Genomic DNA, 12358 nt, shown 5'->3' with positions numbered 1-12358 from the left:
TTGAGTAAAGGTGCCCGTAGCTCAACCGGATAGAGCACCAGCCTTCTAAGCTGGGGGTTACAGGTTCGATTCCTGTCGGGCACGCCAAATTAGATCTGATCTTGTCTTGATCAGATTAGATTGGTTTTAAGATCCATGGTGGCTGTAGCTCAGTTGGTAGAGTCCCGGATTGTGATTCCGGTTGTCGTGGGTTCGAGTCCCATCAGCCACCCCAAAAAATCCTGCTTTTGTTGCCCGCAATTTCAATATTTCCTTACGTTCCGAAAACATCTTCCCACAGTTGAAAGACTGCCCGTCTGGCATTGCTTAAATAATCGTTCGTTACACGAGCAAATTTCTGGGATAGATCCTTTGGCAAGGCAGTACCGGTGGCTTCAGGTATGCCGCTCAGCCGGAGTTGATGTTGTGTGCGCCGGAGTTCACGATAGGCGATAAACGCTGTATTTGCTTTCTCAGAAGATGTCAGCCCAAGTTCCCCAGCAAGCTTGAGTAAAGCGATGTTACCAAGGTTGCCGGTTAATTGTGGATAGCGATGGGCGTAACCCAGAACCAGATATTGCACAATAAATTCTACGTCGATAATGCCACCGTGATCATGCTTGACATCAAATAACGGCGTGGGATTCGGGTGTGCTTCCAGCATTTTTGTACGCATCATCAGAATTTCCCGTTTGAGATTTGCCAGATCACGTGGTTGGCAAAGGATGTTTTTACGTATCTGTTCAAATTTTTCGCCCACTTCATGATCGCCAATAACAAAGCGCGCTCGTGTCAGTGCCTGATGTTCCCACACCCAGGCCTGCTCATGCTGATAGAGGGAAAAAGCCTCAATGGAATTGACCAGCAATCCGCTGGTGCCGTTCGGACGCAATCTTAGATCTGTCTCATAAAGTACGCCGGCGGAGGTGTGGCTGGTTAGCCATAGATTAATGTTCTGAGCAAGTTTAGTATAAATTTCCATGGCATCAGGGTGATTGTCCTGGTAGAGATAGACGATATCGAGATCGGACACGTAACCCAGTTCTTTTCCCCCCAGTTTGCCGTAGCCGATAATGGCAAAAACAGGAGATTTCCGGTGTTTCTTTTTTAATCCCTGCCAGGCGAGTTGCAAAACATTATCAAGAATAAGATCAGCAAGTGCGGTTAAATGGTCGCTGAGTGTTTCCAGCAACAAATTTCCTTCGAGATCAACAGCCAGCAAACGAAACACCTGCGCATGCTGGAAATGTCGCAGTACATCCATTTGCCATTCTATTATCTGTGCCTTGGGTATATTGGCATGATGCAGCTGATGGATAAGTTCTGTTTTAAGCGCTGGCCAGTCTGGCAGGGTGTGCAGGCCAGATGGGGCGAGTAATTCATCCAGCAGAATCGGATGGCTGCCAAGATAATCGCTGGCCCATTGGCTGATGCTGACCAATTTGGCTACTCGTGGCAGGGTTTGTGGATACTCCTGCAATAAAGCAAGGTAGGCTGAATATTGTCCGATTTTTTCGAGTAATTGCAGCATACGTTCCAGCGTAATTTCCACAGGAGGAAATCGAGTTACCACTTCCATTAATGTAGGCATTAATTCCAGGATGCGTTCCTGATTAGGGTGGCTTAGCTGTCGGAAAGTGGTGCCATCGTAAAATTGCTGAACACGTGCAGTAATTTTGTCAGGATCAATATATCCCAGTGTTTTCAGTTGATTACTGAAGGCTTTAACTATTTCATTGTCGTTGGTTTGCTCGGGTCTGATCCGGGCGAATGTGCCAAGCTTTATAGCTTTGCGGCGGACTGCAAAAATTTGTTCAAAATGACGGGTAACATTCTGGCGATGCAGATCAAGGTGTTTGAGAAAACCGCTATAGTCGGTAAATCCCATACTTTTTGCAACCAGTATCTGATCATCCGAATGTTGTGGCAGATTTTGAGTTTGCTGGTCATCCAGATATTGCAGGCGGTGTTCGAGCTTGCGCAGAAAGTAATAGGCTTCAATCAGCTCCTCTACTGTCTGTTCAGGGAGAGGCTGTTTCTGCTTTAATCGCTGCAAAACGCCAAGTGTAGGGCGAATACACAGATCGGCATCCCGTCCTCCCCGGATTAACTGGAATACCTGGGTAATAAATTCAATTTCACGAATACCGCCGGGGCCCAGCTTGATATTATCGTGCAGCTCGCGTCGATCTACTTCTTTGCGCAGTTGTGTATGCAGGCTGCGCATCGCCTCATAGGCCTCAAAATCCAGGTATTTGCGAAATACAAAAGGGCGCACGATCAGTTCCATCAACGCTGCTTCAGCGATTGATGAGCCGGTGATTACGCGACTTTTGATCCAGGCGTGGCGCTCCCATTCGCGGCCCTGTGTGACAAAATAGTCTTCAAGCATGGGTAGGCTGATAGCGAGCGGGCTGTTTTCACCATACGGACGCAGCCGCATATCGACACGAAATACATAACCGTCCACGGTATAATCATTCAGGCTGGCAATCAGCTTTCGTCCGAGTCTGACAAAAAATTCATGATTGGTAATGGATTTTCTGCCATCTGTTTCGCCATCTTCGGGATAGATAAAAACCAAATCCACATCAGAGGATACATTGAGTTCGCCCCCACCCAGTTTTCCCATGGCGACAATCAGCAATTGTTGCTCTGTACCGGTTTTTTCTCCTGTTGGTTTACCAAAGTGTCCGGGTTGTGCCATTGCTGCATGGAGAAATTCGAGTGAAAACTGGATTGTTACATCAGCTAGAGCCGTCATGGTTGCCATGACTTCGCTCAGATCAGCCAGCCCGGCCAGATCGCGTGTAGCCAATCGGAGAATGACGCGCTTGCGCAGTTGACGCAATAAACGGTGTAAATCTGCCTCATCTATTAGGCGTGCTGTGGAATCTTGCAGAAAACCAAGCATTTCTTCCCGTGTAAAGGAGCTGTGTAATTGCTCCAGAAGTTCTTGTTGAAGCTCGGATTCATTTTCCAGTATTCGTTTCAAGTATCGGCTATAAGGCAGAATACTGCTGACAATGGAAGCTGCACGGGATGTACTGACCGGTGTCGTCATATAAGATAGTGGTTACGCGACAAGTTATTACTGCTGATTTTGTTGCTTCGATGTATTACGGATTTGTTGATCGCTTCGCATAAAATGCTTTGTTTTTACTGTAGTGCATGATTTTACGGAAATGATATCCCGTTGAAGGGTGTAAAGACTGTTATTTCTTAAATGGAAACTAAATTTCAGGTAACGGATGAAATATTCCGGGAATCAGCTTTTTCTTTGTATTGAGTCGGTTTATGTCGCGTTACTTCTTGCATTATTGTGTGATCTGCTTGGGCTGGGCGAGCAGATGTCTTCTGACCGGCGTAATATTTCTTTGCCTGGTGCTGCTCGCGTTACGTTACTGGATTTTGCCAGATATTGACAATTACCGTTCTGATATTGCTGCAGCAATCACCCGTGTTGCCGGGCAACCAGTGCAAATTGATGTTATCCAGGCCAACTGGGATGGATTGCGTCCACATTTGTTGATGCAAGGCGTTAGTGTGCACAATCAGCAAGGCCATCCGGTATTAATTTTTCCAGAAATTGAAGGCACAGTTTCATGGCGATCAATGCTGCGTGGCGAACTTAATTTTCACGAAATTGTAATTGATCGACCTGCTTTGGTAACGCGCCGGGATGCGGAGGGCTTGTTACATATTGCAGGCATCACCTTGGGTGGGGATCGGCAGGAAAGTGGATTCTTTGACTGGCTGCTACGCCAGCAGCGCCTGGTGGTTAAGCAGGCGATTATCTACTGGCAGGATGATTTGCGATTTGGCGCTGTACATTATTTTGAATCTGTCAATCTGCTTCTGCGGAACAGGCAAGGAGGCAAGCGTCATCAATTCGGGTTACGGGCACAATCATCTGGCCCACTGTTTTCCAAGGTGGATATTCGTGGAGATCTGATTGGTGATTCTGTGCAGGCGCTATCAGCGTGGCAAGGGCGTCTGTTCGTCCAGTTGCAGGATTTTGATCTGGGGAACTGGCAAGAATGGATGACATTGCCAGCTGATCTGACGTTTAAACATGGGCAAGGCAGTGTGCGTACCTGGATGGATATTAGTGCTGGTAATCTCTCCCACTGGGTGGCTGATATCAATCTGCGAGAAACAGCTATTCGTTTTGTGCAACATTTACCTCTGTTGGAAATAGATCATTTGTATGGTCGTAGCGGGTGGAGTAAAACAGAAGATGCACAGGGTACAGATGAACAGTGGTTTGTACGTGATTTAAGTGTTGAGTTGAAGGGTTTGCCCCTTGTTGAACCAGTTGCAGCGTTATGGCATGTGCGCAATCACAAAGACAGTGATCTGCCGGAATACAGATTGCAGGTAGAAAAGTTCGACTTGAATGTACTGACCAGACTTGCCACCAGCCTGCCACCAGAAAACACGTTATATAAATTCTTATCTGAAGTATCCCCTCGCGGCATAGTAAAACATGTAAATCTCGAATGGCAGGGCAATTGGTCCGAAAAATCATCCTTCAAAGCAAATGCCGCCTTCAGTGATCTTGCTGTGCAGTCACTTGATAAATACCCTGCATTCAGCGGTGCCAGCGGGATCATCAACATGACAGAAACAGGCGGCTCCCTGTTTCTGTCTTCGAAGAATATGGAACTTCGTAAGACGCAGCAACCAGAAGAAAAATTACGATTGGATGCTTTGAATGGGCGAGTAGATTGGGAAACTGTGCACGGTCATGAAACAGCTCGGCTGAAATTCAACGATATTATTTTCACGAGCGGTGCAGGGAATGGGGCACTTCAGGGGAGCTATGCTTTTAATGGTAATTTACCCGGGCAGATAGATTTGACCGGATATTTGTCACAAGCCGACATACCTCTTTTTGGTCAATATATCGCCTGGATGACCGATGAAACTGTGGTGAGCGAGATCAGCAAAGCTGTCATCTCAGGGCGGCTGCATGATGCAAGGCTTCATATCAAGGGTACATTAAATAGCCAATCAGCTGATAAAAAGAACAGGTTATCCATTCGTGCAGAAACGGATATTGGCAATGCTACTATCAAACTCCCCGGTGACTGGCCGGAAATTTCCGGCATGGCAGGATATGTCTCGCTACAGGATGGCGTTCTGGATATGTCACTTTCTTCTGCCGATATTGCTGGTATCAAGTTGCAAAAATTCACACTGCAATCCGGTGATCTGTATGCAGAACAACCAAAAATCAGGATAAGAGGTCTGGCGGAGGGTGAAAGTGGTGAAATAGCTACTTTGTTGCGCAAGGCAGATGTAGATCAACATGTTGGCGAGTTATTAAATCAGGCTGTATTTTCCGGAAAAGGACGATTGCAGGCAGATGTTTCTTTGTCAGTTGCCCGGAAAAAATTTTCTATTGCCAGGATGCAGGGGCGCTACCAATTTATGGATAACCGGATCAATTTTGACCGCTATATTCCTGATTTTTATCAGGTTAATGGATCATTGGTTTTTACTGATACCAGCATGGTACTGGAGGGGATTCGTGCCAAAGTACTGGGTGGGCCAGTCGAGATATCCTCTGTCTCTACTCCTGAAGGAGGTATGCATATTACTGCAAGCGGACGAGCTGATTTTGATCGCTTTCAGTCGGACAGAATCGCAACTGAACCCGTGAATTTGTCACAGTTGTGGACACAATTTATGCGAGGTAGTACCGATTGGCAGTTTGGAATGGATATCGAGCATAATAAAGCCAGCATCGTGATCGAATCTTCCCTGAAGGGTGTGGAACTTACGTTGCCGGCTCCTCTGTCTAAAACAGCGGAGAAGGTTGTTCCGTTGAGTCTGGAAAAATATTTTACCTGGCCGCATGACGATCATACCCGTTTGCGCTACGGGGATATTGTTACTGCGGAATTTCAGCGTGTTCATGAGGCTGTGCATCATTACCATCCGGTACGCGGCATCATCCACTTTGGTGGAAGAGGAGTGCTGCCACAGGATCAGATTACCCGGATTGAAGGTGCTGTTTCCAGATTGGAATGGGATCAGTGGCGGGAATTGTTCCGAAGACATGCAGAAGCGGATGTTTCGATCGACCGTACCGCACGTGGATTGGATAATATTCTGACCGGGCCGGTGCAGTTTGATTTGCGAATTGGGCAGCTTGAGTTTCTATCCAGCTATTTCAATGATGCCCACCTTGTCATCGACAGACAGAGTGATGTCTGGAAAATGCAGGTTTCCAGCCGTGAAGTCGCCGGTAAAATAGACTGGCATGCAACATCCCCACAGAAAGTGGCGGCGCGCCTGAGCAGATTAATTATGCCGAAGGACGCACCTGAGTCCGCATTGTTACAGCACAATCTTGATGCCCCTGGAGATTGGCCAGCTGTGGATATTGAGGCCGATGAACTGATCGTGGATAGTGCGTTGCTGGGTCAGATGAAATTGAGTGCTGTACAAAAGCAGAATGGCTGGCAGGTGGAGAATTTGGATATTAGACATCCAGATAGTACATTGCAGGCCAGTGGATTGTGGGAAAATCACAGGCCACCTTACCGGGTGTTTAGCCATATTCAGTTGCAATCAGGCAATATCGGGAAATTTCTTAAGCGCCATGGCTATCCAGGCCGTGTCGCTCGTGGGGAAGGGGCGATGACAGGTAATCTGGAATGGGCAGGTAAGCCGTTCTCAATCGATTTTCCAACGCTATCTGGTAATCTGCAGTTGGATGCCCGGTATGGGCAATTCACAGAATTGAAGCCTGGTATCGGCAGATTATTGGGGGTTTTTGACCTGAAATCTTTACCTCGCCGATTGACGTTGGATTTTTATGATGTATTTGGTAAAGGATTTGGCTTTGATGAACTTGGCGGTCATGTTGCTATCCGGAGCGGCATTGCTGCGACTGATGGTTTATATATTATGGGGAGTTCGGCCGAACTTGTCGTGAGCGGGGAATGGAATCTGGTAAATGAGACTCAGGCCTTAAATTTGAAAGTATTTCCCTCATTTGGATTAGTAACACCCATTGCTGGAATTGCTGCCATGATCGCTTCGGGAACGCTGCAAGATCCTTTTGGCCGGGTGCTGCTTAATGAATATGCCATAACCGGGAGCTGGAGTGATCCGGTTGTAATCAGGCTGGATGAGGAAGAGAATCAGGTTAGACAGCCGAGAATTGAACAGCCATAAGTCATGATGTAATTTTTAATATGAAACAAGGTACGATTATTCGGGTTTAAGCAGGTCAGGTACAATAACAATTGTGAAAAGACCTGATATTTACGCTCTCGTCATTAAATTAGAAATATAAATCCGGGGCAAAATAAACTTGAAGAGAAAGGAAAGCTGAACATAGGCAGCTTGACAATATTGATTGAATACAAGAGAGGGAAGAACTATGTCGACTAGTATAAATGTTGAACCGACTACTTTTCCCAGTTCAGGTGCTGATTCTAAAGTGCGGGTGGCAGCCGTACAGATGGCCTCTGGTCCCAGTGTAACAGCCAATCTTGAGGAAGCTTTTCGTCTGATTGAAGAGGCCGCTACAAAGGGAGCGCAACTGGTGGTATTACCGGAATATTTCTGTATCATGGGGATGAAGGATACCGACAAGTTGGCGGTGCGTGAAAATCCTGGAGAAGGGGAAGTCCAGAATTTTCTGAGCGCAACTGCCAAACGATTTGGTATCTGGCTGGCAGGAGGGTCAGTACCTTTAGTTTCACCTTTTTCCAATAAGGTGTACAACAGCTGTCTGGTATACGATGAACATGGTCAGCAGGTGGCGCGATACGATAAAATTCACCTGTTCGGATTGTCACTGGGTAACGAGAATTTCGCTGAGGAAAGAACGATTGACGCAGGTAATCGGGTGGTTGCAATTGACTCGCCCTTTGGCCGTATGGGGTTGTCCATTTGCTACGATCTGCGTTTTCCTGAGCTATACCGCATGATGGGCAAAGTGGATATCATTTTGGCGCCTGCTGCGTTTACCGCCATTACCGGAAAAGCTCACTGGGAGACACTTATTCGAGCCCGTGCGATTGAGAATCAGGCTTATCTGATTGCGCCAGCGCAGGGAGGATTCCATGTGAACGGGCGTGAAACCAACGGTGACAGTATGATTGTTGATCCATGGGGAGTAATTATTGATCGTCTTCCGCGTGGGGCCGGAGTAGTGTTCGCAGAAATAGATCGCGTATATCAGTCAAGCGTTCGAGCGAGCCTGCCTGCACTGGAACATCGGTGTCTGCTTGCCTGCTGAGAAAATATAGATCTGGTCTGACTCTGTACGTTACTCTAATTTTTCTACAGGCTGCCTTCATTGCATGCCTTGTAGCAGCGGTTTATTTGTTTACCCGCTTTACTAAAGAGAATTTATTTCTGGAATGATGGATTCATTTGCGATAGCTGATCAGTACTTGCTGGCCCCGTATGAGTTGAATACAATCAGGTTGCAGGATGTATTTGGCCATATTCTTTCCCATCGAGTTGATTATGCTGACATTTATTTTCAGTATAGCCGGTCGGAGGGCTGGGTGCTGGAAGAGGGCATCGTCAAATCAGGCAGCTTTAGCATCGACCAGGGAGTCGGGGTGCGAGCAATCAGTGGTGAGAAAACTGCTTTTGCCTATTCGGACGACATCAGCAGTCAGGCTCTGATTTCCGCAGCTCGTGCCACACGCGCGATTGCTGCCCAAGGCAGTGAGAAGCAGGCACGTATAATGGGTTTGTCAGGAAATATTACTCGACAGGCATTGTATTATCCGTCACTGGATCCCATCGCGCTTTGTCAGGATGCTGACAAGATCAGGTTACTCGAGCGGCTGGAAGAATTTGCGCGCGCACTGGATAAACGGGTTATTCAGGTCATGGCATCGTTGGCAGGAGAGTACGAAGTAATTATGGTTGCACGCAGCGATGGTTTGCTCGCTGCTGATGTACGGCCTCTGGTGAGGGTATCCTTGCAGGTTATAGTTGAAGAAAGCGGTCAGCGGGAGCAGGGTGTTGCTGGGGGTGGCGGACGTTTTGACTATGGTTATTTTACTGATGCAGTGTTGCAGGATTATGCGCACAAGGCTGTTCATCAGGCGATAACAAATCTGGTTTCGAAACCAGCTCCAGCAGGAAGTATGACGGTTGTGCTGGGTAATGGGTGGCCGGGTATTTTGCTGCATGAAGCAATTGGCCATGGTCTTGAGGCAGATTTTAACCGCAAGGGAAGTTCAGCTTTCTCTGGGCGTATCGGGGAACGAGTTGCTGCGCCGGGAGTGACGGTGGTCGATGATGGCACGATACGTGATCGTCGCGGGTCACTGAATATCGATGATGAAGGTAATCCGACACAATGCACTGTATTAATTGAAGATGGTATGCTTAAAGGTTACCTTCAGGATAATTTAAATGCCCGGTTGATGAATCAACCTGTTACTGGTAATGGCCGGCGTGAATCATTTGCTCATATCCCTATGCCGCGCATGACTAACACCTGCATGCTGAATGGAGACAAAGATCCGGAAGAGATCATTGCTTCTGTCAAACATGGTTTGTACGCCGCTAATTTTGGAGGCGGACAGGTTGATATCACCAGTGGCAAGTTTGTATTTTCTGCTGCAGAAGCCTACATGATTGAAAATGGTAAAATTACCTATCCGGTGAAAGGGGCTACTCTAATTGGTAACGGCCCCGATGTACTGACTCGCGTTTCCATGATTGGTAATGATATGGCTCTGGACCCCGGAGTCGGCTCGTGTGGTAAGGAGGGGCAAAGTGTTCCGGTCGGTGTTGGGCAGCCAACTTTGCGGGTGGATGGCTTAACGGTTGGGGGGACAAGCGGATAGTTGTGCGTGCTGGTATTATCTGCGTGTTTTACTGGAGATATTTACGAGAAGTAAATATATAATCCAAGTAGTATGGTTTGGATATTGTTTATCTCACGTCTTGCGTATTTTGCAGCCAACAAGGAAAATCTGGAAAGCTTGTTATCTCTGATCGATAAGGGCAGCGGCGTTTTTTTTCTGTATTACTGTTTAATTTCGAGCCCTGAGTGCGGGTCATACAATAGTGCTTTATTGCTTTGTAATCGGCAAACGGTATAAAGAGAGTATTGGCATTGGTTTTAATTACAAGATGAAAAAAATTATTTTAAATCTGGGAATTTCCTGGTATGAGTACTGAATTGACAGGTGCTGAAATCACAATACGCTGTCTGCAGGAGGAAGGGGTAAGTCATATTTTTGGTTATCCTGGTGGTGCCGTGTTGTTCCTGTACGATGAATTGTTCAAGCAAGATAAAATCAAGCATGTTCTGGTTCGCCATGAGCAGGCTGCGCTTCACGCAGCAGATGGCTATGCACGTTCCAGCAATAAAGTAGGCGTGGCTTTGGTTACATCTGGCCCAGGCGTTACGAATGCTGTAACGGGCATTGCTACCGCCTTTATGGATTCGATTCCAATGGTGATTATCAGCGGGCAGGTACCAACGGCTGCCATTGGCCAGGATGCGTTCCAGGAAGTGGACACAGTGGGGATTACGCGCCCCTGTGTTAAACATAACTTTCTGGTGAAAGACGTGGCAGAGCTGGCCACCACGATCAAAAAAGCTTTTTATATTGCATCAACAGGACGTCCTGGGCCCGTTTTAGTGGATATACCCAAGGATGTTACGCAGCAAAAAGCCGAATTTAATTATCCTGCCAGTATTTCACTGCGCTCCTACACTCCAGTAGTTACCGGAGATGTTCAGCAGATTAAAAAAGCCATCCAGATGATTCTGGAAGCAAAACGCCCCATGGTCTATTTTGGGGGGGGGGTGATTCTGGATAATGCGGCAACAGAATTAACGGAATTCGTACGGACGCTGAATTTTCCATGCACCGGTACACTCATGGGGTTAGGTGGTTACCCATCAACTGATCAGCAGTTTGTCGGAATGCTGGGTATGCATGGTACCTACGAGGCAAACATGGCTATGCAATATTGCGATGTGCTGATCGCAGTAGGCGCCCGCTTTGATGATCGGGTTATCGGGAATCCCAAACATTTCTGTAATGAAGAAAGGAAAATTATCCATATTGATATCGACCCATCATCAATTTCCAAACGTGTCAAAGTGGATGTTCCTATTGTGGGCGGTGTATCGGCAGTATTAAAAGAGCTGAACATGTTGCTCAAGGCTGGCAGGGAAACAACAGATGCTAATGCGCTGCTTAAATGGTGGGAACAGATTGAGCTGTGGCGTGCACGAGATTGTCTGAAATATGATCGGGCAGCTAATATCATTAAACCCCAGATGGTGGTTGAAAAGTTGTATGAAATAACCGGTGGGGATGCCTTTATTACATCCGATGTTGGGCAGCATCAAATGTGGGCAGCACAGTTTTATAAATTTGATAAGCCACGCCGCTGGATCAATTCAGGAGGTCTGGGTACGATGGGATTCGGCTTGCCTGCTGCAATGGGTGTGCAAATGGCCAACCCAGGAAGCAGGGTGGCCTGTATTACCGGGGAGGCAAGTATTCAGATGTGTATACAAGAATTATCTACTTGTAAACAATATCACCTGCCCATCAAAATCATCAATCTTAATAATCGCTACATGGGAATGGTGCGGCAGTGGCAGGAGTTTTTCCACGGCAACCGCTATGCTGAATCCTATGTGGATGCGTTACCTGATTTTGTTAAGCTGGCTGAAAGTTATGGGCATGTCGGCATGCGAATTGATAAACCGGAAGACATTGAAGGTACGCTCAAAGAAGCCTTCAAGCTGGATGAGCAGCTTGTATTCATAGATTTTATTACAGACCAGACCGAGAATGTTTTTCCTATGGTGCCCGGTGGCAAAGGTCTATCCGAAATGATTCTGGTATAACAGTATGCGACATATTATTTCTTTGTTAATGGAAAATGAGGCTGGCGCACTATCGCGAGTAGCCGGCTTGTTTTCTGCCCGTGGTTACAATATTGAATCCCTGTCTGTTGCTCCTACTGAAGATCCGACATTATCTCGTATGACGCTGGTCACGAATGGCCCTGAAGAAATTGTCGAACAGATTACCAAGCAGCTCAACAAATTGATAGAAGTTGTCAAGCTGATTGATTTGAGCGATGAGGGTTATGTTGAGCGAGAACTCATGCTGGTAAAGGTAAGGGCGGTAGATAAGGATCGTGAGGAGATGAAGCGACTTGTTGATATATTTCGGGGCAATATCATTGATGTTACAAATAAAATCTACACCATAGAACTTACGGGTACCAGAGCAAAACTGGATGGTTTCTTGCAGGCAATAGATCGCAATCTGATTCTGGAAATAGCCAGAACAGGTGTGTCAGGTCTCGGCCGCGGAGAACGGATTTTAAAGCTATAAATTTTTACCGGAAT

At 46.8% G+C, this 12358-nt stretch carries 7 protein-coding genes and 2 tRNA genes; 8 read left to right on the top strand and 1 reads right to left on the bottom strand.

Annotated elements, in window-relative coordinates; genetic code table 11:
* Nucleotides 1–10 precede the first annotated feature (10 nt).
* Together BM331_RS03110 and BM331_RS03105 are read left to right on the top strand one after the other, a co-directional pair.
* Nucleotides 11–87 (top strand) — tRNA-Arg (locus tag BM331_RS03110).
* A gap of 51 nt (nucleotides 88–138) precedes the next feature.
* Nucleotides 139–214: transfer RNA gene (locus tag BM331_RS03105), tRNA-His, on the top strand.
* A gap of 39 nt (nucleotides 215–253) precedes the next feature.
* Here the strand turns inward: BM331_RS03105 and glnE are convergent.
* Nucleotides 254–3043, bottom strand: a complete 2790-nt coding sequence (glnE, locus tag BM331_RS03100; RefSeq protein WP_074926980.1) for a bifunctional [glutamate--ammonia ligase]-adenylyl-L-tyrosine phosphorylase/[glutamate--ammonia-ligase] adenylyltransferase — start codon at nucleotides 3041–3043, stop codon at nucleotides 254–256.
* 187 nt (nucleotides 3044–3230) lie between these two features.
* On the opposite strand from glnE, the gene BM331_RS12135 reads away from it, so the two are divergent.
* The 6 genes from BM331_RS12135 to ilvN all read left to right on the top strand — a co-directional run bounded on the left by BM331_RS12135 (nucleotide 3231) and on the right by ilvN (nucleotide 12344).
* Nucleotides 3231–3404, top strand: coding sequence for a hypothetical protein (locus BM331_RS12135; RefSeq protein ID WP_256214792.1), 174 nt, complete (start codon nucleotides 3231–3233; stop codon nucleotides 3402–3404).
* The gene (locus BM331_RS03095) at nucleotides 3337–7170 is read left to right on the top strand and encodes a YhdP family protein (RefSeq protein WP_442753232.1); all 3834 of its coding nucleotides are present in this window, start codon (nucleotides 3337–3339) and stop codon (nucleotides 7168–7170) included. The genes BM331_RS12135 and BM331_RS03095 overlap by 68 nt, the downstream gene beginning before the upstream one ends.
* A 208-nt stretch (nucleotides 7171–7378) precedes the next feature.
* A complete protein-coding gene (locus BM331_RS03090; protein WP_074926976.1) occupies nucleotides 7379–8242 on the top strand; it encodes a carbon-nitrogen hydrolase family protein in 864 nt (287 codons plus the stop codon).
* 124 nt (nucleotides 8243–8366) lie between these two features.
* A complete protein-coding gene (gene tldD, locus BM331_RS03085) occupies nucleotides 8367–9818 on the top strand; it encodes a metalloprotease TldD (RefSeq protein ID WP_074926974.1) in 1452 nt (483 codons plus the stop codon).
* A gap of 326 nt (nucleotides 9819–10144) precedes the next feature.
* Nucleotides 10145–11848 (top strand): acetolactate synthase 3 catalytic subunit, encoded by a 1704-nt coding sequence (locus tag BM331_RS03080; protein ID WP_074926973.1) that lies wholly within the window; start codon nucleotides 10145–10147, stop codon nucleotides 11846–11848.
* Nucleotides 11849–11852: 4 nt separating this feature from the next.
* A complete protein-coding gene (gene ilvN / locus BM331_RS03075) occupies nucleotides 11853–12344 on the top strand; it encodes an acetolactate synthase small subunit (protein ID WP_074926971.1) in 492 nt (163 codons plus the stop codon).
* The last annotated feature ends 14 nt before the right edge of the window (nucleotides 12345–12358 follow it).

Origin of the sequence: Nitrosomonas eutropha, from assembly GCF_900116685.1 — a bacterium.
GTDB lineage: Bacteria > Pseudomonadota > Gammaproteobacteria > Burkholderiales > Nitrosomonadaceae > Nitrosomonas > Nitrosomonas eutropha_A.
The sequence above is the reverse complement of the archived record's forward strand: the minus strand, read 5'-3'. Positions and strand labels throughout refer to the sequence as shown.